The sequence below is a fragment of the Desulfofundulus sp. JL263-se genome (assembly GCF_056316025.1).
Genome location: NZ_CM149993.1, coordinates 1,231,894 through 1,255,837 on the forward strand (window position 1 = coordinate 1,231,894; position 23,944 = coordinate 1,255,837).

Genomic DNA, 23,944 nt, shown 5'->3' on the forward strand with positions numbered 1-23,944 from the left:
TTAATGAGCCGAGAGCGCAGGGAAAAGATTCTCTTAATTCTTGATGAAGCTTCGGAACCTGTCAGCGGTTCCTGCCTGGCAAAAAAATTGGGGGTAAGCCGCCAGGTTATTGTGCAGGATATAGCCATATTGCGGGCTAAGGGGTATGATATTATGGCTACTCCCCAGGGGTATATTTTACCCCGGGGGGCGGGTAATGTTCAAAAGGCGGTACTGGCGGTGAAACACGGCCCGGCCGATACGCAAGATGAGCTCAATATAATGGTGGATCACGGCCTAAAGGTGCTGGATGTTTTGGTGGAACACCCCATTTACGGGGAATTGAAGGGATATTTAATGCTTGAATCCAGGCAAGACGTAAAGAAATTTATAGAAAGGGTCAAGAAGGAGCGAGCGCCCCTTCTTTCATCCTTGACAAACGGTGTTCACTTGCATACCGTTGAATACCGTAAACAGGAGGACCTGGAAGGGGTGCGCCGGGCATTACGAAGACGGGGCTTTTTAGCGGGTGATTGATACAGATACTATTGAAACTTTGCGCCATGCTTAAAGCGCTGTCCGCCAGGCGCTCCTATCTTTCCCGCCTACGCGAGGGTAAGAAGGCCAGCCTGCCCAAATTTGAGAAAACAGTTTCGGTAATGGTGCGGCAGGACTGCTGCTCAATACATCAACTGCCTTCTGGCACATGGATTGTCAAGTTTCCCGTCTCTCCCGGCAGAAGTCAGACAGCAGTACCGCTTGCCATTTCTGAATACCACGCCGGGAGACTCCAGGACCTGGCAGGAGGTTCCTGCCGCCAGGGGTCCACGGAGATATGGCGGAACAAAAGAGGCGAGTGGTATGTGGCCATATTCCTTATCTACGAAACACGTCTTAACGAGCCAGGCGGCGTAATTGGGGTTGACTTCGGTATCGTCAAACTGGCCGTCCTGTCCAATAACGTGTTCTTTGACGGCCGCCAGGTAAGGTGGCGTAAGGAACGATGGGCAGAACGGGGGAAAGCACTCCAGCAGGCGGGCAGGCTCTCCCGCGTCAAGAAAGAAGCCGGCCGCGAAGAAAGGTGGATGCGCTGCATTAACCACTACCTCTCCAATCCAGCACTCAATTTATTGAGTGCTGGGTGCTCCCCAATTTATTGGGGAGAGGATGTCACATTTTAAGACCAGCATCTTTTCGGGCGCTTCAAACAACACAGAGGAGGAGTTTCCTTGAAAAAACTTATAACGCCTTGTACCGGTGGTTGTCCGGTGAATACTGATATACCCGGTTACATAAGTGCTATTATCAACGGGAATTACGTTGAAGCATACCAGATAATTAGAGAAAGAAATCCCTTTCCCTCCGTTTGTGCCTGGGTATGTTCCCACCCGTGTGAAGATAACTGTCGCCGGGCCCAGGTGGACGAACCGGTAAATATAAGGGCCCTGAAGCGGTTTGCTGTTGAGCGGGGAAGTGAAATAGAAGTAAAACAAAAAGACATCACTTTTAATGTTGGAGATAAAGATCTCCCCGGAGGTGACGTCGCCGTAATAGGTGCCGGACCCTCTGGTCTCACTGCCGCCTACGATTTGGCACGCCAGGGGTTTTCCGTAACTGTGCTTGACCGGTACAGCAGGCCCGGCGGCCACTTCTTTGCATCCCTCCCCCTTTACCGGCTGCCACGGGAGGTTTTATACCGGGATGTACTTGTTCTTCAAGAGTGCGGGCTGGATATCCGGTGCGGAGTGGAAGTGGGAAAAGATATTACCTTGGAGGAGTTGCGGCGTAAATACCGGTCAGTGGTATTAGCTGCCGGATTGCAAAAGAGCAAAATGCTCCCCATTCCCGGGGGGGAACATCCCGCGGTACTTGCGGCCTTGCCTTTCCTTCAGGGGGCCAACCTGGGTAATCCCGTATCAATCGGCCAAAGGGTTATTGTGGTTGGTGGCGGAGACGTGGCCATAGATGTTGCCCGTACGGCTTTGCGTCAGGGAGCCAGTGAAGTAGCTGTGGTATGCGTTGAGGCCCGGGAAGAAATGCCTGCCCATGAATGGGAAGTTCGAGAGGCCCGGGAAGAAGGTGTGGCGTTCTTTAGCCGGTGGGGGCCAAAAGAAGTTATAATCGAGGATGAAGGGAAAATTAAAGGTCTGGAGGTGCAAAGGGTAACGCGGGTTTTTGACGAGAAAGGGCGTTTCAGTCCCCAATTCGACGGAAACGTCACCGAATTTATGCCGGCGGATAACATAATACTGGCTGTGGGACAGGCTGCGTCCCTTGATTTTGTAAAAGGTTATTTAGAGGTGGACGCGCGGGGAAATGTTGTGGTTAACAGAGAAACCCTGGCTACCAGTGCAGAAGGAGTTTTTGCCTGCGGTGAAGTGGTAAACGGGCCGGGTCCGGCCATTTCTGCAGTGGCTTCGGGACATAAGGTGGCCGAAAGGGTTGCGGCATATCTGACGGGGAAACAGTTACCGGAGAAAGAGGAGGTAAAAGTAATAGGGCAACTTCCTTTTGAGGTTGCTGAGCATGTAATTTCCCGGGGCAGGGAAAACTTATTCCAAATTATTCCGGAAATTCGCGTTAGAAACTTTGAAGCTTTTGAAGTTGGATACAGTGAAAAGCAGGCCCTTGTTGAGGCCGGAAGGTGTCTTCGCTGTGGCCTGGGTGCCGAGGTGGATATCTCCCGGTGCGCAGGTTGTTTAACCTGTCAGCGGGTTTGCCCCTTTGGGGTGCCTGCAGTGGAAAGCAGGGCAAAAATATCCCCCGATGCCTGTCAGGCCTGCGGTATATGTGCCGCAGCCTGTCCGGCGGGGGCTATTACCATACTGGGATTAAAGAAGGAGCATAGGAGTAAAAACGGACAACCCGGTAGTTTCCCCTTAAAGATTTACGTATGCCGCCGGGTATTGGGAAGGGAAATTGTTCCGGGCTTTGAAAAAGAAATCCAGGAGTTTCTCTGTTTAGATTTAAAGGTTCTTCCCTGTGCAGGTGCTTTACGTAAGGACTGGGTGCTGAGGGATTTTGAGCAGGGCGCCTGCGGTGTTGCCCTGGTTTCTTGCGGTGACGGTTGTACCAGGGATGGTATTTCCAAGTGCCGGGATGCGGAATTTAATGCTGCTTATAATCTTTGCAGCAAAATCGGGATAGACGGTGGGCGCCTGGCTTATTTTAGCCCCAAAAACAGCGGTAGTTTGTTACAGGAATTAAGCCGCTTCGCCCGAAAGGTGGCCCGCATGGGCCCGCTGTGGGAAAATTTATAAAAACCACCTCCGGTAATGGGGGTGGTTTTTAATTAGTGCAGGATTTTTTATCCGGGTTGTGGAAAAAGTCAAAACGGTACAGGCAGGCAATTTTAAGGAGGAATGGAATCTTGACCAGGAAAAGGGGAACCCCGTATGCCACGGGGCAATTGCTTATAATGACCATAGTATTGTTATTACTATACAGTTATTTTTATTATGCGTATTACACTGCGAGACCTTACCTTTCAGCTCCTTTTTCTGTCCCGGTATGGATTTCCAGTATATTGCTTTCCCTGATGACCGTGCTGGCGGGGGTACTTATTGAGTTGAGTCGTTTCTGGGGTTGGGTTATACAGTACAGGTTCAAGCAGGAGCTTTTGATACTCCAGGGAATACCGTCAGGCTTGCTTGGATTGGTGCCTAATGCCGTGTGGACATATTATTTTGGCTCCCATTATCCTTTTTGCTTTTTTGCTGACCCGGCAGTTTCCGGAGCTGCCGGTATTTGGTTTGGGATTATTTTAATAAGATCGCTGGTGGAACAAAAGAGAATTGGGGAAGAAGAGGGCAGTGAAAAAATTAATTGAAAAAAAGGAGGTGCGGATATCTGCAGAGTTCCGGGGTCCTCTTTTTTTTCGCCGGGAGCTTCGCTTTTTCAAAAACCATTGTTTTAAGGGGCTGATTTCTTTCTGGTGCCTGCTGAAAATTTTATACGGCCCGCGCGGGAATGGCACGAAGTCGCTGTCTTCTTGCCAATGTCCAACACGGGACAGTTTGCAAAGAAACAAATTCTACCTGCCAAATATGAGGAACTATGTCATATTTTTACCCTGTTTGCTACGATATCTTCACTATGCTATATTTATATAGGTAAGCGGTTTTGAAACATAGTTTGTATTCTTTGGGGAAGTGATTAAATAATGCATGTTACCGGCTCAACCAAAACCAAATGGATAATTGCTGAACTGACCAGGCAAAACCAACGGCTAGCCATTATTAACCAGATAGCCAAAAGTATTAACGTACGGATGAGCTACGAAGATATTATTAATCAAATGGCAGCCCCCTTAAAGGGCGTTATTTCGTATGACCTATTGAGTTTTTGCCTGCTGGAAAACAATAACCTGGTGATCAAGGCCAGCATACCCAAGGACCCAAAATTATTAGGAGTCGGTACCGTTCTGCACAATTACAATTCTGCGCCCTGGCAGGCTGTTAAGCACAAACAATGCTACCTGCGCCAGGATATTTGGCACGAAACCCATAAATACCAGGAAGATGACCACCTGCGTACCATCGGTATAAAATCGGCCATTATGGCGCCGCTTTTGGTCAAGAATGAAGTGATCGGCACACTCAATTTGGGCAGCCAAAAAGCATATGCTTATTCGGAAAAGGACTTTGTATTTGTGCAACAGCTGGCTGACCAGCTAGCGGTTTGTATCCAGAATTCGCAGCTTTACAACGAAGTATTTAAAGCGAAAAAAGAATGGGAACAAACTTTTAAAGCCGTACCGGACCTGATTATTCTTATGGACCCCGCACGCACAGTCCTGCAAGTGAACAATCACATTAACGGCAAGAAACCACGGGAACTGGTGGGTAAAAATTGCTGGGAAATCCTTCCCTTCTGCAATAATAGTTGTGCAACCTGCCCCGTGGAAATAACCCTTAACACGGGGGAAAGCATTTCCCGGGAAATAAACCTGCCTAGTTCAAATAGAATTTTAAATATTTTTACTTATCCCGTTTTAAATGAAGTACGCGCCGTACACAGCATGGTCATCTATATAGTCGACGTCACGTCCAAGAAACAAATGGAAGCCCAACTGTTTCAATCGGCCAAACTGGCAGCTATAGGTGAAATGGCTGCCGGTGCCGCTCACGAGCTAAACAGCCCGCTTACGGCGGTTATAGGCAACGCCAATATTTTATTAAGAAGGGCCGACCCGCAAGATAAAACGTATAAGCTTCTGCAAGACATAAAAAAGTGCGGGCAGCGCTGTAAGAGCATCATTCAAAACCTGCTCACTTTCGCCCGGCAAGACACTTATATTTTCGAACCGGTAAACATTAATGAGGTGGTCGAAAACAGTCTGTCCCTGGTTGCCTATCAAATTCAGAAGTGCGGTATTACCATTGATACAGAATTGACCCCAAATATACCCCCCATCACGGGCAACGGGCGCCAACTGGAACAGGTAATCATAAACTTCCTGCTCAACGCCAGGGATGCCCTGGACGGTATGGAGGAACAAAAAATAGTGGTCACTACGGGTATGAAGGAAAGGGAAGGGGTACCGGTCGTCGAAGTAAGCGTTGCCGATACCGGCACGGGGATCGAACCACAACACTTGGAGTATATATTCAACCCCTTCTTTACCACAAAAAAGGAAACCAGGGGTACGGGATTGGGGCTTTCGGTGAGCCTGGGCATAGCCGAAGCCCACGGAGGGACAATAGAAGTTGAGAGCAGTCCGGGATTTGGCAGCAAGTTTTCCCTTATCCTGCCTTGTAAATAACTATATTGGGGAGAGGTGCCATGAACCCCCGCATTCTAGTCGTTGACGACGAAACTGAAATAGGAACTTTTTTCAAATTTCTCCTGGAAGAAGAAAAGGGTTACCAGGTAAGTGTGGCCAACAGCGGGAAGGAAGCAAAAACGTACTATTCCCGCCAGCCGTTTCACCTCGCCCTGGTCGATCTGAAGCTGACGGATACTGACGGCATCGCCTTGCTCAAAGAGATAAAGATGTACCAGCCGGAATGCAATGTTATTATTATGACTGGCTACAGCACGATAAAATCGGCTGTTGAGGCCATCAGGCTGGGAGCTTTTGATTACATTGAAAAACCGTTTGACGAGCTGGACGAGCTGGAAGAAATAGTGGACCGTGCTTTAAGAAATGCCGGCACAAGTAATTGGAAAAATGAAGAACTAGGCGAAAGGGCGCGGCAATTTGGCATAATTGCGGGTCCAGACAGCCCGCTACTCAATTTACTTGACCTGGCCATAAAAATAGCGCCCAAAAACATTACGGTGCTGCTAAACGGCGAAACGGGTACGGGCAAAGAAGTACTTGCCAGGTTCATACACTTGAACAGCCACCGGTCGGACAAGCCTTTTTTTGCCGTTAACTGCGGGGCCTTTACGGAAACCCTGCTGGAAAGCGAGCTATTCGGTCACGAAAAAGGTGCCTTTACCGGGGCTCAGGCTTCCCGCAAGGGAGTATTCGAACTGGCGAACAACGGAACCCTTTTCCTTGACGAAATAGGAGAAGCCAGCCCGGCCATTCAGGTGAAGCTCCTCCGGATACTGGAAACGGGGGAATTCATCCGCGTCGGTGGCGAAATCCCGCGCAAAACGAATGTGAGAATAATTGCAGCTACCAACATCGACCTGAAAAGTGCCGTGCGGGAAGGAAATTTCCGGGAAGACCTTTTCTACCGCCTTGATGTGGTAACTTTAAACCTACCCCCCCTGCGCGAGCGTAAAAAAGATATTCCTTTGCTGGCCCGGCATTTTATTTTCAGAAACTCTCCTCCGGAGAAGGGAAATAATATTAAATTCAGCCCGGAAGCAATGGAACTACTCAAAGCATACCACTGGCCCGGTAATGTGCGGGAACTGGCGAACGTGGTCACCCGGGCCCTGGCACTGCGCAACTCGGATATTATTGGAGTTGAGTGCCTGCCGGAAAAGATAACCGGCATAAATTTAAGCCGCTACCGGCAATACGGAGACATTGAGTGGAAGGACCTGGATTCCCTGGTGCGCTGGTGGGGTAGCCTGCTGCCCCCCCTTTTGAAGCAAATGCCCGATCTTAACCTGGAACATTTACGTACTTTGATGAAAAATGTAGAAGCGGGCATAACCAGGGAAGTTATCGAAAACACTCTGCGGGAAGTGGGGGATAGTCAAATCGAGGCAGCAAAAAAATTGGGAGTAACCCCGAGGGTTTTACGTTACCTGAGAAGGGAAAAAGGTAAGTAACCCGGCACAAGTCGCAATGTGCCGGATTTTTTATTATTGCATCATAACTCTGCCGATTTTTCGGCATTTTTTTTTGAAAAAAACGATAATTCGGCACAATAAAATTGTTCACAGTGTCCTGCTGGCGGAATTTTTCTGCTTTTTTAATGATTTAAGCAACTGGCACGTCAATTGCACAAAGTAACTGAAAAAAGTAAGGCAAAGGAGGTTAGACCATGTATCAAGATTATCTTATGCCGGATTCCGTGAGCGATGCCCTGTCCATATTGCAAAAATATCGCGGTAAGGCACGCATCATTGCCGGCGGGACAGATTTAATACTTGATACGCAGGAAAGGAAGCACGACCCCGAACTGCTGGTTGATATCACCAGAATAACTGAGTTGCAGGAAATTTCCCAGGATGGCGACTTTATTAAAATAGGTGCCGGGGTCACCCACAATCAAGCAGCTAAATCGCAGCTGCTGAAAGAAAAAGGCCTGGTATTGGCGGAAGCCTGCAGGACGGTAGGATCCCTGCAAATAAGGAACATTGCCACCGTGGTTGGCAACGTGGTTAACGCCCAGCCCGCGGCTGATGCGGCCGTTGCCCTGGTGGCACTGGGAGCGGAGGCGGAAATTGCAGGTTTCGACGGCACTAAGCTGGCACCAGTGGAAAAGCTTTACGCCGGGGTAGGCAAATCCGTCATCGACAGCACCTCTGAAATAGTAACCGGCGTAAGGTTTCCCGCCTTGCAGTCCATGCAAGGTTCTGCTTTTATGCGCTTGGCCCAGCGTAAGGCCCTGGCCCTGCCCATGCTTAACGTGGCAGTAGTAGTATCCCTGGACGGGGATAAATTTGAGTGGGCCCGTATAGTGATGGCGCCGGTGGGCCCGGGACCCGTAAGGGCCACAGAAAGCGAAGAGCTGCTGAAGGGCTCTCCCGTGGACGATGCCGTAATTGAAAAGGCCGCGGAGGCCGCCAAGAATCAAGCCAATCCCCGCAGCAGTGCCCTGCGCGGTTCAGCTGAATACCGCCGCGAGGTGCTCAAGGTCTTGGTCCGCCGCGCTTTAGAACAAGCCGTGGCCCGGGCCGGTAACTAACCCATCACTGTACAAGGAGGGAAGCCAAAGTGAGTAAAAAAGTAGTTGAATTTACCCTCAACGGAAAGCCGATCAAAGTGACCGTATCACCTTCGGACACTTTGCTTGATGTGCTACGGGATGAATTAAAACTTACCGGCACCAAAAAAGGTTGCGGTAAAGGAGAATGCGGTGCCTGTACCGTCATTCTGGACGGAGAAGCCGTTAATTCCTGCCTGGTACCGGTTTTAAAAGTAGCGGGGCGCAGCGTTGAAACCATTGAAGGCATCGGTACCCAGGAAAAACCCCACCCGCTGCAGGAAACTTTCATGGACCTGGGTGCAATCCAGTGCGGTTTCTGCACCCCCGGTATGATTATGTCCTCCAAGGCTCTCCTGGATAAAGTAGCAAATCCCACCCGGGAAGAGATTAGGGAAGCAATTGCCGGCAATATCTGCCGCTGTACCGGCTACGTCAAAATTGAAGAAGCAATAAGAGCGGCAGTAGATAAAATGAAAACCCAAAACTCATAGCAGAGGAGGGATAGAGCAATGAAAGAATACAAGGTTGTGGGAAAAAACGTTCGCCGGCTTGACGCCTGGGAAAAGGCCACAGGTACGGGAACTTTTACTACCGACCTTTACCTGCCCGGTATGCTTTACGGCAAAGTTCTGCGCAGTCCGTATCCCCACGCCAGAATTAAAAGGATTGATACTTCCAAGGCCGAGCAGTTGCCGGGAGTGGAAGCCGTTATTTGCTATAAAAATACTTCCCGCGTAAAATTTAATACTTCTGCTACGATGACCTTTACCGTACCGCCCCTGGAGCCGGTACTGGACCAGTATATTTTTGACGAAGTGGTACGTTATGTTGGTGACGAAGTGGCTGCAGTGGCCGCCACCAGTGAAAAAATCGCTGCCGAGGCCCTCGAGTTGATTGAAGTAGAATACGAGCCCCTACCGGCGGTATACGATCCCAAGGAAGCCATGGAACCCGGGGCGCCGGAAATCCACCCCTGCAAAGCCGGGAAAAATATCCCCGGGGAGGTAATCAATTTAGCCCTCGGTGATATCGAACAGGGGTTCCGGGAAAGCGACCTGATAGTTGAAGACGAGTTTAAACTGCCCATTGTCAAACAGGCACAAATGGAAACCCAGGCAGCTGTTGCCCAAGTATCCAGCGACGGGAGTATTACCGTATGGTCTACCACCCAAACCCCGCACCCCTCAGCGCAAATTTTGGCCCACGTTTTCCAGGTGCCTGTTAGCAAAGTTCGCGTCTTGAATCCCCCTTATATTGGGGGAGGCTTCGGAGTTCGCATAGGCCTTAGTGCCAAAGCAGAACCCATTGCAGTGGAACTGGCCAAGAAAACGGGTAAACCCGTAAAAGTAGTTTACGACCGCAAGGAAGACTTTATTGCTTCCGATACCAGGCACGGCGGATACGTTTACGTAAAACTCGGCGTTAAAAAGGATGGTACCTTCCACGCCCTTCAGATGAGAGGGCTTCTGAACACGGGGGCGTACTGCAGCTTCGGCGCTGAAACGCCGGGCGTCCTGGGTGCCATGGGCCTCGCCGTGTACAGAGTGCCTCACCAGAAGTACTACGGTCACAGCGTATATACAAACTGCACTCCCGCCGGGGCCATGCGCGGTTTCGGCAACCCGCAGGCCATGTTCGCCCTGGAGTCCGTGGTGGATATCGTTGCTGAAAAGCTGGGCATGGATGCCAAGGAACTGCGCCTGAAGAATATCATTAAACCCGGGGACAAGTGGGTACTTCCTTACCCCTGCCAGTCCACGGGCCTGGCGGAGTGCATAGAAAAAGGCGCCAAAGAAATAGGCTGGGAACGCCGTGGTAAGCTCAACAAACCCGGAGACAAGGTGCGCAGGGGTATCGGTATGGGCGTGGGTACCCACGTGAGTAACGCCTGGCCCTTCTGCGGTGATTTTTCCAACGCCTATGTGAGCATTAAGAGCGACGGTTCCGTCCACGTGGCCACAGGCGTACCCGACATGGGCACGGGCACACGCACCACGCTGGGACAGTTTGCTGCAGAAACTATTGACGTAAGCTTCGACAAGGTCTCGGTTTCTATTGCTGATACCCAGTCCACACCGTTCGATATCGGTAGCCACGCCAGCCGTACCTGTTACGTTGCCGGCCAGGCCGTAATTAAAGCAGCCCAGGAAGCACGTTCCCAGGCCCTTGCCTATGCAGCCGAGATGCTGGAAGTGCCCGTGGAGAGCCTCGACATAAAAGATGGCATCCTTTACTGCAACGGAGAACAAAAAATGACCCTGGCGCAGTTAGCAATGCACGCCCACCTGCATAACAAGCAGTTCTTGGGCGTTGGCAAAGTTATTCCCAGCAATGCACCACCATGGATGGCACACTTTGCGGAAGTGGAAGTGGATACGGAAACCGGTCAGGTCAGGGTAATCAAGTTGGTTGCAGCCCACGATGTGGGCAAGGCCATCCACCCCGTCATTGTTGAAGGACAGCTGGAGGGTGGTTTGGCCCAGGGTATGGGTTACGCCCTCAGCGAGGAAATCAGGTATAACGATAAAGGTAAACAACTGCAGGACGGTTTCCATAAATACATGCTCCCCACAGCGGGTGACATGCCTGAAATAAAAGCAATTTTGGTAGAGCCCGGAGACCCCACCGGCCCGTGCGGCGCCAAGGGGGTAGGAGAAACCGGGCTTGTACCTACCGCCGGGGCCATCGCTAATGCCATTTATAATGCCATAGGTGTACGTTTTAAGGAAATACCAATTACCGAAGAAAAAGTTTTCCGGGCTCTCAACAAGCTTTAATAAAGTAACTTGCGGCTGCCCTAGCACACGGGGCAGCCGGATTATTGTAATTGATAAAGGTTAAGGAGGGAAGGAAAATCAACCATGTTTAAAATTTTGGACAAACAAGAATTTTCCCCGGTAATTAAACAAATGGTTATCGAAGCACCGAGAGTGGCCAAAAAATGCCAAGCCGGACAATTCATCATCCTGCGCATTTACGAAGAAGGCGAACGCATTCCTCTGACCATAGCCGATTTTGACCGGGAGAAAGGAACCGTTACCGTAGTGTTCCAGGAAGTTGGTAAGACCACCATGCAGCTCGGGACCCTGGAAGCTGGAGACTACATTCAGGATTTTGTTGGACCCCTGGGTGAGCCGTCTCACATAGAAAACTTCGGCACTGTCGTGTGCGTGGGCGGAGGCGTCGGTATAGCTCCCGTGCATCCCATAGCCCGGGAGCTTAAAAGAGCGGGCAACCATGTCATCGGTATTATTGGCGCCAGGAACAAGGAACTAATGTTCTGGGAAGACAAAATGAGGGAAGCGTGCAGCGAGTTGCACGTGACCACCGATGATGGTTCTTATGTACGTAAAGGGTTTGTAACTGACGTATTGAAGGAAATCATCGAGGAGCGGGGTAAGGATAATATCGCCCTGGTCCTGGCCATCGGCCCCCAGCCCATGATGAAAGCCACCTGTAACTTGACCAAGGAATACGGGCTAAAAACCATCGTCAGCCTCAATGCCGTGATGGTGGATGGTACGGGCATGTGCGGGTGTTGCCGCGTTACCGTGGGCGGCGAGACAAAGTTTGTGTGTGTGGATGGCCCCGAATTTGACGGCCACCAGGTGGAATGGGAAGAACTCGCCCGCCGCTCGGCTATTTACAAGCCGGAAGAACAGCGCGCCGTTGAACATTTCAAAAAATGCCAGTGCGGATGCGGAGGTGGCAAATAATGGCCGATAATGAAAAACCTAAAAAAGAAATCATTCCTAAAAAGCACCCCATGCCCGTCCAGGACCCCGTTGAGCGGTCACGTAATTTCAATGAAGTAGCCTTCGGGTACGACGAAGAAACAGCTGTTGCTGAAGCCAAGCGGTGCCTCAATTGCAAAAAGCAGCCCTGCCGCCAGGGCTGTCCCGTGGAAGTTGACATACCGGCTTTCCTGCAGTTAGTAGCTGAGCGGGATTTTGAGGGCGCCATTAAGAAAATCAAAGAAAAGAACGCCCTGCCCGCCATTTGCGGTCGCGTGTGTCCACAGGAAAATCAATGTGAAAGCTATTGCACGCTGGGCAAGAAATACGAAGCCGTGGCTATAGGGCGCGTGGAGCGTTTCTGTGCCGACCGGGAACTGGAAAAGGGAGTGACCCTGCCTGAGGGAGCTCCTCCCACCGGTAAGCGGGTTGCCGTTGTAGGGTCCGGTCCCGCCGGTCTCACCTGCGCAGCTGACCTGGCCAAGAAGGGTCACGAGGTCACCATCTTTGAAGCTCTGCACGTGGCCGGCGGCGTTTTGATGTACGGTATTCCGGAGTTTCGCCTGCCGAAAAGAATTGTTCAGGCCGAGATTGAAAACTTAAAGAAACTGGGCGTTAGGATAGAAGTCAACTCCGTGGTGGGCAAAGCCACCACCGTGGACGAACTCATGGAACAGGAAGGGTTTGACGCCGTGTTTATCGGCACGGGAGCAGGTCTTCCCTACTTTATGCGCATACCGGGCGAGAACGCCTGCGGCGTTTATTCCGCCAATGAATTTCTCACCCGCACCAATTTGATGAAGGCCTACCTCTTCCCCGACTGGGATACCCCCATTAAGGTAGGTCGTAGGGTCGCCGTAATAGGCGGCGGTAACGTGGCCATGGACGCGGCTCGTACGGCGCTGCGCTTGGGAGCCGAAGAATCGTGGATCGTATATCGCCGTTCCCGGGAAGAACTTCCGGCCCGGGCCGAGGAAGTGGAACATGCTGAAGAAGAAGGCGTAAAATTTGCCCTTTTGACCAGCCCGGTAGAAATTTTCGCCGATGAAAACGGCTGGGTCAACAGCATGAAGTGCATCAAATACGAGTTAGGCGAGCCGGATGAATCCGGTCGCCGCAGACCCGTACCGATTGAGGGTTCGGAATACACAATGGAAGTGGATACAGTAGTTATTGCTATAGGTCAGGGACCGAACCCGCTGGTGCCCCGCACCACCAAGGGGTTGGAGTTAACCAGGAAAGGGACCATCGTGGCGGATCCGGAGACAGGCGCAACTTCCAAGCCCGGCGTTTTTGCCGGTGGGGACGTGGTTACCGGTGCTGCCACCGTTATTTTGGCCATGGGTGCCGGCCGTAAGGCTGCTAGCGCCATTCATGAATACCTTAGCAAGTAGAGCAAGTAGTTACTTTACAATAAAGACGCCGAGGCAGTACAAAAGTCCCTGCGAAAAGGCCGCAGGGACTTTTTGATCATATATTTATTGCCGCCCAGAGGGCAATGACGATACTGAAAACGGCCAGAGCCAGATAATCGACAGGTTTCATTCTGACATCCCTGTAACAGGTCCTGGTAGGGTAAGCTCTAAAACCCCTGGCCTCCATTACCATGGCCAATTCCCGGGCCCGCCACCAGATGGTGTATAACAATGGTCCGAGTATAAAGGACAATATTTTGACTGACTTTCTCAGGTGCACCTTTTTTAAATCAACACCGCGCAATTGCAGGGCATTTAAAGTATCACTAATTTCCTGCGCGAAAAGTGGCAGAAAGCGACAGGCGACTTGGACCATAAATACTATTTCATAGGGAATCCTGGCTTTACTTAAAACCGGAACCAGATCCCTTATACCCGACGAGAAAAATAAAAGTCCGGAGCAGGTGATTACAGCCAGGCGTAAGGCCACAGCAAACCCGTAAGCCAAGCCCCCTGTCGTTATAATACTAATCCCCTTAAAGGCAACCAAAACAGATCCCGCAGGTTGGAAGATGCTGCCCACAAACAGCAAAACCATAACAACCGACCATAGTTTTATGATGCGCCGGGACAGCCCGGTCAAGGGTACTCGTAAAATAAAAAGAATGATAATACTGAGGCCCAGGAGCTGCAACAAGACAACAGGATTCTGCCAGATTACCGCCAACAGGCTTAAAACCGCAGCCAGAAACAACCGCACCCGGATATCAAGCTCCATCAAAAACCACTCTTCCCCCCGCCATTTCAATCCTGCGCCCGCCAAATCTCTGCAAAAAACGCTGGTTATGGCTGATAACTATTAGTCCCATTCCCTGGGACCAAAGATCTGCCAATAGTGTTTCCAAGATGCCCAGCTGGTAGCCGTCAAGGCCCTTGGTGGGCTCGTCAAGAATCAAGCAGCGCGGTTTAATTGCCGTTATAGCAGCCAGGGCAAGCAATTGTTGTTCACCCCCGCTTAAGGTAAAAGGGTGACGGTGTCGTAAAGGCCAAAGTTCAAAATACCTCAGGTGCTCTTCCGCGCGCACGCGGCATTCTTCCCGGCTCATACCGTGCCACTTAAGGGCAAAAGTTACTTCATCGTAAACTGAAGGGCAGAAGAGCATCTGAACGGGATTTTGCAGTAATAAGCCGACCCTTTTTCCTATTTCACCGGGTCTATATGTTTTCAGGTCGCGGCCTTCCAAAAACACCGCTCCTTGTTGGGGGACCAGCATTTTCACCATTAATTTGACCAGGGTGGACTTTCCGCTACCGTTTCTCCCGGTAATGACTACCTTTTCGCTGGCGGAAAAGTTGGTAGAAACCTGATCGACTGCTTTGGATTTCTTACCGGGATAAGTATAACTAACTCTGTCCAGGCGTAAAAAATCCATTCCTCAGCCCCCGACAAAAAGTTTATGGTCACGCAGGAACAGGTAATCGGATAAAATTTCTTCCCTTGGCCCCCGGCGAATGATCCTGCCGTTTTCCAGAACAAAAATTTTATCCGTACTTTTTAAGGCTTGCCCGGTGTGATCAACAACGACCAAAGTCTTCCCCTGCTGCCGCAATTTTTTTATTACCCTGGTTATTTTTTGTATTCCCTCTTGGTCAAGGTGGGCCAGCACTTCATCAAAGATTAATATCTTGGGATCCAGGGTGAGCACACTTCCCAGGGCCACCAGTTGCTTTTCCCCGCCGGAAAGGTGGTGAGGATGCTCCAAGAGCAACCTTTCCAGTCCCAACATTTTAGCCACGGTATTTATTCTTGTTTTGATCTGCTCCCGGGGTAGGCAAAAATTTTCCGGGCCAAAGGCAAGCTCGTCCTCCACGGTGGGAGAGAAAAGCTGGGCGTCGGGGTCTTGCAGAACCATACCCACCAGGGAAGCAAGTTTGCCCAAAGGGGTTTCCCGGGTATTGCAACCAAATACCTCTATTTCCCCCGTCATTTTACCTGTTAAATAATGGGGGATTATTCCGGCCAGGCAGCGGCAAAGCGTGGACTTACCGCTACCGCTCAGGCCGATTATACCCAGAGCTTCCCCCGGACGTACCTTGAAAGTCAGATTGGACAAAACAGGTGCACTCCCGCCGGCATATCTAAAGGACAAATTATTAACTTGAATTGCCTTCACCGGACAGCCTCCACGCTTACAACGTATTTGCCTGCCCGCCGGGCGAATTCATCTTTTAAAACCGCAGTGGCAAAGGGGCCAATGCCCCCTTCGGGCTGTGGTTTTAAAATCTTGCCATCCATCGCGTAGATCAGATAAATATTATCCTCTTCGAGAACCTCACTCATGTCATAACTGATTGTATAGCCATCACGGGCGGTGACAATAACCTGCCGGTAGTCATGCAATAAATCTGGATTACAGGCCTCCAAAACATTTTTTAGAGCGGTCCCGGTGAATTCATGCGTTTCCTTGCGCCCGTTAATACGAATTCTGTAGGAAAAGTCCCGGGCCGGCAGTGACTGCAGGCGGGAAATATCGATTGTACATAGCTTTTCCCCGCTTGCTTTAACTACCAAACCTTTTTCACCCGTATTGGCTGCTTGGCGCATTAGATAATAAGTTGATCCGGTTAAAAGCAAAAGGGCGACTAATAAAATCACAGCGGCTCTATTACGCATTTATCTTCTTCTCCTTTTGAAAATTTTCTACAACTACAACTAACCTGTAGGCCACCAACCCGCCCAGGGCCCCGGATAAAGCGGCAACACAGAGAGAAAAAATAAGGGGAACGACAGGCAAGCGGAAAAAAACTACATTGGAAAGAAAAGTCCCCCCGATATTGGCCAGGAGCCCTGCATACATGGCCGTCAGCAAGTTGTGCACATATTTCGGCGTTACGAGCAGGCCCAATTCCACGAGTAAAACCGGAAAGGTATATGTAACCAGGGAAAGAATGCCGTGACTACCAAGAACACCGGTAGAAATCATCATCACCGCCTGCACTAGGCCGGTCAGAAAAGCCGTTCCCCTTTTTCTTACCAGCCCGCAAGCCAGCACTATCCACAGCATGAACACCCCGCCGGCCACAACCCCGGCGGGAACAAACAGGGGTCCGGTAACCACGCGGGCCAGCATATAGACAAAGGGTTTGGTTGCCACCCCTGCCGCAGCCAGCAGGGCTATCAGAATAAAATCAAAAGGAGTAAATTTCTGCAAGAAACGCTTGCTCACCAAAACCACCACCTGTACATGATTTAGGCTCGCCGGCCCTGAAACCAGATCAATGCGCTACGGCGGATATTGGGCAGCCACAAGTGCTCTCCCCGCCGCGCGGCTATTTTTCGCACGTGAGCCCGCAGGTCTGCTCCGGGGAAAGGCAGCCGCTCGGCCAGAAACCTTTCCCCTTCGGCTATATCAGCCACGGGCTGGCCGAAATCATAACTTACCAGCTCCAAATTATAAGGGACATCCAATTCCTTTAGAATCCTGATCGTATCCGTATAGGTGGTCGTGTGTTTCTTCATCTCCATCCCCTGGCGGCGAAAGAGGTCCGCACTGCCAAAGGAAGACCTATACCGCTGGGCTGGAACAATTAGAAATATAGGCCCCGAGGTAATCTCGGCCATTTTTTGCAAGCTTGGTTTCGAGGCCAGAACAGCGGGGCCGCTGTAGGCACTAACCAGCGCGTCGATCTTTTCCGGCGCTTCCCCGGGCCAGGTACCCTTTATGCACTGGATGTTAGAGAGACCCATTTTTGCCTTTGTCGCCGCCAAAAACTTCAATACTACGGGGTCTTCATCCATGGCAAATACCTTTTTAACCATGGGTGCCAGGTGCAGGGCAAAGGCTCCGGGCCCGCAACCAATATCCAGCAGGTGGGCGGAGGGCTGTAGAAAAGCCGACATTTTTTCAATAAAAACCCGGGGGTAATCACTGTTCCATATGGCAGCAAGATAAAAGTTCATGCTCGCGGCATCCCATTTAAACATAGCTCTCGCCACCCTAAATGCACTAAATTCATTCCTTGTTCACCGCTTGTAAAAACCTTTCAATTTGCTTTCCCACTTGGTTTTGGTGCCCGGGCAACAATTCGACACATTTTACGTCGGCTCTTTCCCGTACCCGGTGCAAAAAAGGGTTCGTTTCTAACTTTAATACCCCCAGAGCGCGTATTGACCCATCCAGTGCCGCAAATACGGCCGCCTGGAAAAGGGGGGCATTTAATTCCAAATGGCCCAGTTCATCCAGCAGTAGAATTCTCTTTCCTTGCTGCAGCGCTTCGGTAATGCTTTTCACGCCTACCGTCTCAAATACTTCCGGGAAAGCCTGCCACCGGTTGTCCTCCGCCCTCGCTACTATAACGTTGGTCAATCCCGCAAAAGACGGCGCTTCCAGGTTCAACCGGTAAGGTTCCCCCGACTGCAGGGGCACCAGGCGAAAAGCAATATATTCTGAGCGGTAAAATACCCTCTGGATGAAAAATCCTCCGGCAACCGGCAGGTAAGGCCTTAAATAATCTCTTATCAGAGATGATTTCCCACCCCATCTTTTTCCCGTTATAAACAGGTGTTTTCGCATAAGTCACCCATCACCCTTCGCTATTTGCATCCAAGTATAACGGCGATGAAAAAATTATTAATTTTTGCCGAAACCGCACACCGGGTACCGGCAGTCTTTACAGTTTTGACACAGGCCTCCAACGCCCATCCGGGTTATATCTTCCCTTAAAACACGTTCCCCAGCCAAAATGCGGGGCAGAAGAAGATCAAGGATAGTTGTGGGAGCAAAGATAACACAAGCGGGAAGCCCCATGATAATCGTTCCTTCCAGCTCGGCCAGCATAAACATCGCGCCGGGAAGTACCGGTGAACCGTAAGTTATGATCCTGGCACCTGTTTGTTTAATAGCTCCGGGCGTGCGGTCATCCGGGTCAACGGACATTCCCCCGGCCACAAAAATAAGATTGCGGCCGTTTTTATGGAGATTTAAGATGGCCTCAGTAATTTTTGCGGGGTCATCGGGCATGTAAACTTGTTCCCGGATAGAATAACCGAAACCGGCCATTTTTTTCTTTAAAACGGGTCCAAAAGCATCTTCTATACGCTTGTAATACACTTCATTGCCGGTGATAACCGTACCGATGTTAAACGGTTTATATGCCAAAACCTTGATAAACCACCGGTATTTTTCCTGCATGGCCTCAATATCTTCGATCGCCTTTTCCTCGATGGTGAGGGGTATTACCCTTGTGGCGGCTACCGTTTGTCCTTGATTGACCGCTTGATTATCATGCAAAGTACTCAGGCACATGTTCCAAATGGAATTTATATGGTTTACAGCGTCCTTATTAATTTTTAACAGCCCGTCCCGCTCGGCCTTAAAACTAACCTTACCCTCATGGGGCTCACTGTAAATCAGCCCCGGCCCGGCCACCACCCGGGCTATTCTTTGGGCAGCTTCATTTTCATGGATGTGCCCTGGCGGGGGATCCCATACGTAAATGTGATCCTTGCCCATTTTAAGCAATTCCGGGATATCTTCCGGCTTGATGACATGCCCCTTTTTAAAAGCGGGTCCCTTGAATTTTCCAGGCACAATTTTAGTCAGGTCGTGGCTCAGAACCATTCCTACGCTCTTCTCTACCGGAATTTTTTTCACTATTGTTACCTCCCAAGAATCTGCCGTTTTAACTAGTAATAAAATTACCGTGTCCCTGTCCCGTTGATGACCTCAATATATAAAACTCCTGAACCGCCGCATAGCATACCCTCATCAGCCAAGTCCCGTTCCCAAAGTACGGCTTGCCCGCCCGTCTCGATTAGTTCCAATGCCTTTTTTACCGCTGCCAGTTCCAGGGCTCCCCCACCTATGCTGCCCAAGGTGCTTCCGTCGGCAAACACCAGCATTTTGGCACCTGCTTTTCGTGGGGTGGAACCGCGGGTACTGCAGAGTGTAACCAAAACGGCCTTTTTACCTTGGCTGTATACATCGACCACTGCTTTCACAATCTTACTGTTCATTCCCAGATCCCCCCTTTTATTTCCTTAAGGGGTAATCCCGAACCGCCATTTTCCCTGGCCACCATTTCGGCCACAATACTGAGCGCTATCTCCTCCGGCCTTTGCCCTCCCAGGTTCAGCCCTATGGGTGCGGAAACCCGCTGTAAAAGTTTTTTGTCAACCCCTTCATTTAGAAGGGCCTGGAAAGTTTTCCTTACTTTAACTTTACTGCCGATCATGCCAATGTAACGAGCTGGCGAATGAATAACTGCGGTCAGGCAATTTTTATCGTAGGTATGTCCCCGAGTAATTATCACCACGCTGGTTAAGCGGTCTATCTTTTGCTCGATAAATTGATGGTCCAACACTTCTTCAAAGCTGGCGCATAGCACTTCTTCCGCCCTAGGGAAACGCTCCCGGTTGGCAAAATCCGGACGGTCATCAATTACAACCGGCCGGTAGCCGAGGATGGATGCTATTTCCACCAAAGGCTGGGCCACGTGTCCCCCTCCAAATACGACCAATTTCTTGTCCGGGAAATAGGAATCTTCCAGAACTTTAACAGCTGCTTTAGCCGGGGAAGGGGATAATTCAACAATCCCGGTAGTGGGCACGGAATGCTGCAGGATTTCTTTCGCCCGGCCAACTACTTGTTCGTCCAGGCTTTTTGTTCCCAGCGTACCGTACACCTCACCTTCCTCGCACACCAGCATACGCGCGCCTTGCTCAAGTTCTTCATGGCTGCCGGTATCCACAAGGGTATACATAACGGCTGGAGCCCCTTTGTTAGTACTTTCCAGTAGCTTTAAAAAAATATGTTTCATGTTAATCCCCCGCTAGAATTTTTATTTATCAAGGCCCGGACTGCCTCCAGTGCTCCCCGGCCTACCGCCAGAGCTTTGTCGGTGACAGTGTAACAGACATCCGGGTTCTTTTCAGGGTGAATGTCACCTACTTTCATCCCGCGATAAACTTTCAGCCCGTCCCTTAACAGCCCCCTTACAACCCCACCGATACCGGCTTTAATAGGTTCGCCGTCCGTGTATGCTACCGTATCTCCTTTATCCACTATATCGCCAATTGCCAGTTTTGCGCGGAAGATGCCTTCCCGCGGGGCCCGTAGAACCCTTTCTTTTGTATAGCCCAGTACATTTCCCGGAATACCCGTGTTGGGTGCAGCTGTTCCCTTGTAAATGGGTCTCCCCAAGTTTGGACCCCTTTGGGTCTCAATAACCGCGTGCACGTCACGGCCGGCTTCAAACCCGGGACCCAGGGCAATAACTATGCCAGCGTCTGTAATAGAGGTCCCCAGATTTTTTTTCGCCATGGTGGCGTCAATAAATATTGCCGGGCGGTTATTTTTTACCACCGCGCCTTCCGGGTCGATCAAGACAGCAACGTCACCCCGCCCGGCAATATCTCTGGCTGCGGAAAAACTTTGGACTAAACAACCGCGTATGCCCCTGATGTAAATTTCTCCTTCGTAAACCGCCTCGGCAAAGGATACCTTCCTTCTAACGCAAGTTGGCTCTTCAATTTCCGTCGTTATTACGGGGTAACCGGCCTCCCGGAAAACACAGGCCACACCACTGGCCAGGTCCCCGGCACCCTTGATCAGTACATATTCCCATTCCATAACTCGCTGCCCCTTTCTCGTCCTGCGTTATACTTAAATCAAAATAGCGACCGGTAAAAAAAATCAACTTCTCCCTAGCCAAAATGTTTTAAAAAAATATTTTCCAAGTTTTTCTTCACTTCTGCCCGGAAGCTGGCGTACCTGCGCATCAAATCCCGGGCTTCTGTGGTGAGATAAGAACCGCCGCCGGAACTTCCACCCACCTCCCGCTTTAATAATTTAAATCCCAACCGCTTCTCCAAAGTGTTTATGAGCTGCCAGGCCTGGCTGTAAGACATTTTCATTTCCCTGGCCGCTTTGCTCAAAGAACCCAGCCTGTCCACCCGCTGCAGGAGGTCATAGGGCCCGTCGCCAAAAGCCTTGCCGCTGGTTTCGAGCCAGACCTTGTAGCGCAGTCGCAAAACTCATCACTCCCTGATTAGTTATTTAATTTTATCAAATTCGACAATTTTTTTGCAAACTTTATTTGGACACGTGTTAGATACCTTTTCTTTTTTCTCTCCGGGCCAGATCAACATAATCCTCCCAGCTATCAATATCCATAAGCACTTCGCTGGTCTTGACTTCAACCCGGCAGGTACTGCCGCTGTATTTATTTAATATTTTCCTGCCGCCGGTATCCCCGGAGAGCTTCAGTAATTCGGGGAAAAGCTTTTTATCAAATAGAACGGGATGCCCTCTTTTCCCGTTATAAACGGGGTAAGTTATAAGGCAATTAGAGTTTATATAGGTCTGGTGAATAAGGTTGACGGTGGCGGGACTGACAAAGGGCATGTCCCCGGGCATGATCATAACAGCATCTGCCGAGTCAAGCACGCTTTCCACGCCCCTGCTTATAGAAGATCCCATGCCTTGCGCGTAACCGGGGTTATACACTATTTTGACATCATACGCTTCGAGCACTCTTTTTATGCTTTCTGCCTGGTTACCCAGCACTACGGTTAATCCTTGAATACCGGAAGCCAGAAAATTAGACACGACGTGTTCAACCAGTGACCGGCCCGCCAGCTGTAAAAGCAGCTTGTTTTTATCCCCCATGCGCGTGGAAAGGCCAGCCGCCAGCACCAGTGCCTCTACATGTGGCATTTAAACGTCCCCCTTACAAAATTTCTCTTACCGGCACGTCACGCCCGGCGGCACCCATCACAACCCTGCTGGCTCCCGCCTGTTTTAATAGAACGGCCAGTCTACGTGCCTTTTCCAGGTCACCTTTATGGTCCACTTTATTAATATAAGGAATCCACCTGGCACCAGCCGGTATTCTTTTTTTATAACCTTCTTGGTGCAGTAAGACCCGGGTTATGATCTCCGCCTCTACCGGATCACCGTAATTTATCCCCGTCAATTCACTGATCCGGTCGATGCAATGAAAGTGCAGACCCGTCAGCGGTTTACCAATACAATCTGCACCAATTACCGGAATCACCAGGGTTGCTGAACTGGGAATCACCGGCTCGTGCTGCCGCGGGGCCTTGAAAGGTTTTCCCCTGGCGCCGTCCCCTTCAACCAGCAATAAATCCAGCTGCTTGATTGTAAATAAGCTGTCCACGTATTCCGGCCGCAAGCCGATTAATTTTCGCTCGGGGCTAAACTTATGCGCCACGACTATACAACCGCGGTGCCCCAACTCAGCCTTAATTGCCTCCAGCGGGGTGCTTGTTGCAAAAACCGGAGGAGCAAAGCCTGCGGGAGGATACATTTTAGTTGTGGTGGTGATTATAACTTTTTTTCCGCAGCAAAGAGCTTCCCGGGCCAGGGTGCAAACCAGTGTAGTCTTACCCCCTCCGCCAACGGCAACAACCATTTCTTTCTGCTGCTTCAGATCAAAAGCTTTACTAAGTGTCGACATCTGGATCCCTCAAGTCTATTATATCACCTGACAAAGGAGATTGGATGTAGGTGCTGGTATACGGAGCTTTTGATTTTGTAAAAGGTTATTTAGAGGTGGACGCGCGGGGAAAAACAAAAGAGAATTGGGGAAGAAGAAGGCAGTGAAAAAATTAATTAGAAAAAGAAGGAAATAAATTATTTTTGGCGAAGCTACTTTTAGATGTAATAATATACCAGAAAAGGGGGTATCAGGTGCATTTTGCTTTTTGCTCGCTATAAAGAAGTTACCGACCGGTGTCTTGAATTGGGTGCTAAAATGGATGTTATAACTAATGAGGAAGGTGTAGAACTCCGGCGGCTCTTGGAAGAACAGGCTTGGTTGTCCAAAACCATTGCCCGGCAGGTAAAGGGTATTTTGGAAGAATTACGGCAGGGATTGGGATGCATTCAAAATTGGATAGCTGAGGCATTTTCAAAAGTAGAAAGAGCCCTTGATGAGAAGGGGATTCCCTCGGATATATTGGCCCTTGAGGAAGTAATGGTCCGGGGTAGTGCTTTACGAGAACAGGTTCGGGGTTTAATGTTGGAGAGCGAAACTTCGGGGCAGGTTATTGGTTCTGATGAAAATGCCTGCCAACAAGAGATATATCCCCGGGCAGCAGAAATTCGTATTGATTTGTTAACGGACGGTGAAAGTGAGGACATAAAAACTTTAGCTCCCCGGGAAGAAATTGATGCGGGGGTTAAGCAAGTGGCGGTTTCAGCGTTGGAACCTGATATTGGTGGTGTAATTGAACCACAACAGGTAGAATTTCAAAGGGATAACAGTCAGTCTGTAGAAGCAATGACCTATAAGGTTTCCGATGAAATAATTGCCAGGCTGGAAAATAAGCTGTCTCCCAAATTATTGGTTGCAGAGTTTTCTAAAGCCGGGTCCTTGACCGAGAGGGAATTTACTTCTAAAAAGGCAGGTAATAAAAAAGCTAAAAAGAAGAAGAAAGAATAATAAAATAAAC

At 50.1% G+C, this 23,944-nt stretch carries 26 protein-coding genes; 12 read left to right on the plus strand and 14 right to left on the minus strand.

Annotated elements, in window-relative coordinates; translation table 11 throughout:
* Window positions 1-3 precede the first annotated feature (3 nt).
* From ACX4JR_RS06255 to gltA, 11 genes are all read left to right on the plus strand, one after another.
* Window positions 4-516 carry a 3H domain-containing protein gene (locus tag ACX4JR_RS06255; RefSeq protein WP_476060158.1) on the plus strand — a complete coding sequence of 171 codons (513 nt, stop codon included), beginning with the start codon at window positions 4-6 and terminating at the stop codon, window positions 514-516.
* A 26-nt stretch (window positions 517-542) separates the two neighbouring features.
* Window positions 543-1,160 carry a nuclease/transposase family protein gene (locus tag ACX4JR_RS06260; RefSeq protein WP_476060159.1) on the plus strand — a complete coding sequence of 206 codons (618 nt, stop codon included), beginning with the start codon at window positions 543-545 and terminating at the stop codon, window positions 1,158-1,160.
* 48 nt (window positions 1,161-1,208) lie between these two features.
* Window positions 1,209-3,239 (plus strand): FAD-dependent oxidoreductase, encoded by a 2,031-nt coding sequence (locus tag ACX4JR_RS06265; protein WP_476060160.1) that lies wholly within the window; start codon window positions 1,209-1,211, stop codon window positions 3,237-3,239.
* Between the two features lie 110 nt (window positions 3,240-3,349).
* On the plus strand, window positions 3,350-3,808 hold the full coding sequence (locus ACX4JR_RS06270) for a hypothetical protein (RefSeq protein WP_476060161.1): 459 nt from the start codon (window positions 3,350-3,352) through the stop codon (window positions 3,806-3,808).
* A gap of 333 nt (window positions 3,809-4,141) precedes the next feature.
* Window positions 4,142-5,743 (plus strand): GAF domain-containing sensor histidine kinase, encoded by a 1,602-nt coding sequence (locus tag ACX4JR_RS06275; RefSeq protein ID WP_476060162.1) that lies wholly within the window; start codon window positions 4,142-4,144, stop codon window positions 5,741-5,743.
* A 20-nt stretch (window positions 5,744-5,763) separates the two neighbouring features.
* Window positions 5,764-7,215 carry a sigma-54-dependent transcriptional regulator gene (locus ACX4JR_RS06280; RefSeq protein WP_476060163.1) on the plus strand — a complete coding sequence of 484 codons (1,452 nt, stop codon included), beginning with the start codon at window positions 5,764-5,766 and terminating at the stop codon, window positions 7,213-7,215.
* Between the two features lie 215 nt (window positions 7,216-7,430).
* Window positions 7,431-8,297: an FAD binding domain-containing protein gene (locus ACX4JR_RS06285; RefSeq protein WP_476060164.1), complete on the plus strand. Its 867-nt coding sequence runs from the start codon at window positions 7,431-7,433 to the stop codon at window positions 8,295-8,297.
* Between the two features lie 29 nt (window positions 8,298-8,326).
* Entirely contained in the window at window positions 8,327-8,809 is a 483-nt protein-coding gene (locus ACX4JR_RS06290) for a (2Fe-2S)-binding protein (RefSeq protein WP_476060165.1), read from the plus strand.
* Between the two features lie 18 nt (window positions 8,810-8,827).
* A complete protein-coding gene (locus ACX4JR_RS06295) occupies window positions 8,828-11,095 on the plus strand; it encodes a xanthine dehydrogenase family protein molybdopterin-binding subunit (RefSeq protein ID WP_476060166.1) in 2,268 nt (755 codons plus the stop codon).
* A gap of 84 nt (window positions 11,096-11,179) precedes the next feature.
* On the plus strand, window positions 11,180-12,034 hold the full coding sequence (locus ACX4JR_RS06300; RefSeq protein WP_476060167.1) for a sulfide/dihydroorotate dehydrogenase-like FAD/NAD-binding protein: 855 nt from the start codon (window positions 11,180-11,182) through the stop codon (window positions 12,032-12,034).
* Entirely contained in the window at window positions 12,034-13,446 is a 1,413-nt protein-coding gene (gene gltA, locus ACX4JR_RS06305; protein WP_476060168.1) for an NADPH-dependent glutamate synthase, read from the plus strand. Before ACX4JR_RS06300 ends, gltA begins: the two co-directional genes overlap by 1 nt.
* A gap of 76 nt (window positions 13,447-13,522) precedes the next feature.
* Here gltA and ACX4JR_RS06310 read toward each other — a convergent pair whose 3' ends face one another.
* The 14 genes from ACX4JR_RS06310 to yqeC all read right to left on the minus strand — a co-directional run bounded on the left by ACX4JR_RS06310 (window position 13,523) and on the right by yqeC (window position 22,947).
* The gene (locus tag ACX4JR_RS06310) at window positions 13,523-14,275 is read right to left on the minus strand and encodes an energy-coupling factor transporter transmembrane component T family protein (protein ID WP_476060169.1); all 753 of its coding nucleotides are present in this window, start codon (window positions 14,273-14,275) and stop codon (window positions 13,523-13,525) included.
* Complete coding sequence (locus ACX4JR_RS06315) at window positions 14,235-14,900, minus strand: energy-coupling factor ABC transporter ATP-binding protein (protein WP_476060170.1); 666 nt, start codon at window positions 14,898-14,900, stop codon at window positions 14,235-14,237. The genes ACX4JR_RS06310 and ACX4JR_RS06315 overlap by 41 nt, the downstream gene beginning before the upstream one ends.
* 3 nt (window positions 14,901-14,903) lie before the next feature.
* Window positions 14,904-15,641, minus strand: coding sequence for an energy-coupling factor ABC transporter ATP-binding protein (locus ACX4JR_RS06320; protein ID WP_476060171.1), 738 nt, complete (start codon window positions 15,639-15,641; stop codon window positions 14,904-14,906).
* Window positions 15,638-16,141 (minus strand): molybdopterin-dependent oxidoreductase, encoded by a 504-nt coding sequence (locus ACX4JR_RS06325; protein ID WP_476060172.1) that lies wholly within the window; start codon window positions 16,139-16,141, stop codon window positions 15,638-15,640. The genes ACX4JR_RS06320 and ACX4JR_RS06325 overlap by 4 nt, the downstream gene beginning before the upstream one ends.
* Window positions 16,134-16,694, minus strand: coding sequence for an ECF transporter S component (locus ACX4JR_RS06330; RefSeq protein WP_476060173.1), 561 nt, complete (start codon window positions 16,692-16,694; stop codon window positions 16,134-16,136). The genes ACX4JR_RS06325 and ACX4JR_RS06330 overlap by 8 nt, the downstream gene beginning before the upstream one ends.
* A 23-nt stretch (window positions 16,695-16,717) precedes the next feature.
* The gene (locus ACX4JR_RS06335; RefSeq protein ID WP_476060174.1) at window positions 16,718-17,452 is read right to left on the minus strand and encodes a class I SAM-dependent methyltransferase; all 735 of its coding nucleotides are present in this window, start codon (window positions 17,450-17,452) and stop codon (window positions 16,718-16,720) included.
* Window positions 17,453-17,480: 28 nt separating this feature from the next.
* Window positions 17,481-18,041: a nucleoside-triphosphatase gene (locus tag ACX4JR_RS06340; RefSeq protein WP_476060175.1), complete on the minus strand. Its 561-nt coding sequence runs from the start codon at window positions 18,039-18,041 to the stop codon at window positions 17,481-17,483.
* 57 nt (window positions 18,042-18,098) lie between these two features.
* Window positions 18,099-19,121, minus strand: coding sequence for a molybdopterin-binding protein (locus tag ACX4JR_RS06345; RefSeq protein ID WP_476060176.1), 1,023 nt, complete (start codon window positions 19,119-19,121; stop codon window positions 18,099-18,101).
* Window positions 19,122-19,165: 44 nt separating this feature from the next.
* Window positions 19,166-19,483, minus strand: a complete 318-nt coding sequence (locus ACX4JR_RS06350; RefSeq protein ID WP_476060177.1) for an XdhC family protein — start codon at window positions 19,481-19,483, stop codon at window positions 19,166-19,168.
* Window positions 19,480-20,286 (minus strand): XdhC family protein, encoded by an 807-nt coding sequence (locus ACX4JR_RS06355; protein WP_476060178.1) that lies wholly within the window; start codon window positions 20,284-20,286, stop codon window positions 19,480-19,482. The genes ACX4JR_RS06350 and ACX4JR_RS06355 overlap by 4 nt, the downstream gene beginning before the upstream one ends.
* Entirely contained in the window at window positions 20,283-21,098 is an 816-nt protein-coding gene (gene yqeB / locus ACX4JR_RS06360) for a selenium-dependent molybdenum cofactor biosynthesis protein YqeB (RefSeq protein WP_476060179.1), read from the minus strand. Before yqeB ends, ACX4JR_RS06355 begins: the two co-directional genes overlap by 4 nt.
* 74 nt (window positions 21,099-21,172) lie before the next feature.
* A complete protein-coding gene (locus ACX4JR_RS06365) occupies window positions 21,173-21,499 on the minus strand; it encodes a winged helix-turn-helix domain-containing protein (protein ID WP_476060180.1) in 327 nt (108 codons plus the stop codon).
* A gap of 76 nt (window positions 21,500-21,575) precedes the next feature.
* Window positions 21,576-22,184 (minus strand): nucleotidyltransferase family protein, encoded by a 609-nt coding sequence (locus ACX4JR_RS06370; RefSeq protein WP_476060181.1) that lies wholly within the window; start codon window positions 22,182-22,184, stop codon window positions 21,576-21,578.
* Between the two features lie 13 nt (window positions 22,185-22,197).
* Complete coding sequence (gene yqeC, locus ACX4JR_RS06375) at window positions 22,198-22,947, minus strand: selenium cofactor biosynthesis protein YqeC (protein ID WP_476060182.1); 750 nt, start codon at window positions 22,945-22,947, stop codon at window positions 22,198-22,200.
* A gap of 240 nt (window positions 22,948-23,187) precedes the next feature.
* Between yqeC and ACX4JR_RS06380 the strand changes: the two genes are divergently transcribed.
* Window positions 23,188-23,934 (plus strand): hypothetical protein, encoded by a 747-nt coding sequence (locus ACX4JR_RS06380; RefSeq protein WP_476060183.1) that lies wholly within the window; start codon window positions 23,188-23,190, stop codon window positions 23,932-23,934.
* Window positions 23,935-23,944: the final 10 nt, after the last annotated feature.

Excerpts from the sequence above, each read along its gene's own strand:
- ACX4JR_RS06255 (WP_476060158.1), top strand. The coding sequence starts at position 4 with ATGAGCCGAGAGCGCAGGGAAAAGATTCTCTTAATTCTTGATGAAGCT.
- ACX4JR_RS06260 (WP_476060159.1), top strand. The coding sequence starts at position 543 with ATGCTTAAAGCGCTGTCCGCCAGGCGCTCCTATCTTTCCCGCCTACGC.
- ACX4JR_RS06275 (WP_476060162.1), top strand. The coding sequence starts at position 4,142 with ATGCATGTTACCGGCTCAACCAAAACCAAATGGATAATTGCTGAACTG.
- ACX4JR_RS06280 (WP_476060163.1), top strand. The coding sequence starts at position 5,764 with ATGAACCCCCGCATTCTAGTCGTTGACGACGAAACTGAAATAGGAACT.
- ACX4JR_RS06285 (WP_476060164.1), top strand. The coding sequence starts at position 7,431 with ATGTATCAAGATTATCTTATGCCGGATTCCGTGAGCGATGCCCTGTCC.
- ACX4JR_RS06295 (WP_476060166.1), top strand. The coding sequence starts at position 8,828 with ATGAAAGAATACAAGGTTGTGGGAAAAAACGTTCGCCGGCTTGACGCC.
- ACX4JR_RS06300 (WP_476060167.1), top strand. The coding sequence starts at position 11,180 with ATGTTTAAAATTTTGGACAAACAAGAATTTTCCCCGGTAATTAAACAA.
- gltA (WP_476060168.1), top strand. The coding sequence starts at position 12,034 with ATGGCCGATAATGAAAAACCTAAAAAAGAAATCATTCCTAAAAAGCAC.
- ACX4JR_RS06315 (WP_476060170.1), bottom strand. The coding sequence starts at position 14,900 with ATGGATTTTTTACGCCTGGACAGAGTTAGTTATACTTATCCCGGTAAG.
- ACX4JR_RS06325 (WP_476060172.1), bottom strand. The coding sequence starts at position 16,141 with ATGCGTAATAGAGCCGCTGTGATTTTATTAGTCGCCCTTTTGCTTTTA.
- ACX4JR_RS06335 (WP_476060174.1), bottom strand. The coding sequence starts at position 17,452 with ATGTTTAAATGGGATGCCGCGAGCATGAACTTTTATCTTGCTGCCATA.
- ACX4JR_RS06340 (WP_476060175.1), bottom strand. The coding sequence starts at position 18,041 with ATGCGAAAACACCTGTTTATAACGGGAAAAAGATGGGGTGGGAAATCA.
- ACX4JR_RS06350 (WP_476060177.1), bottom strand. The coding sequence starts at position 19,483 with ATGAACAGTAAGATTGTGAAAGCAGTGGTCGATGTATACAGCCAAGGT.
- ACX4JR_RS06355 (WP_476060178.1), bottom strand. The coding sequence starts at position 20,286 with ATGAAACATATTTTTTTAAAGCTACTGGAAAGTACTAACAAAGGGGCT.
- yqeB (WP_476060179.1), bottom strand. The coding sequence starts at position 21,098 with ATGGAATGGGAATATGTACTGATCAAGGGTGCCGGGGACCTGGCCAGT.
- ACX4JR_RS06370 (WP_476060181.1), bottom strand. The coding sequence starts at position 22,184 with ATGCCACATGTAGAGGCACTGGTGCTGGCGGCTGGCCTTTCCACGCGC.
- yqeC (WP_476060182.1), bottom strand. The coding sequence starts at position 22,947 with ATGTCGACACTTAGTAAAGCTTTTGATCTGAAGCAGCAGAAAGAAATG.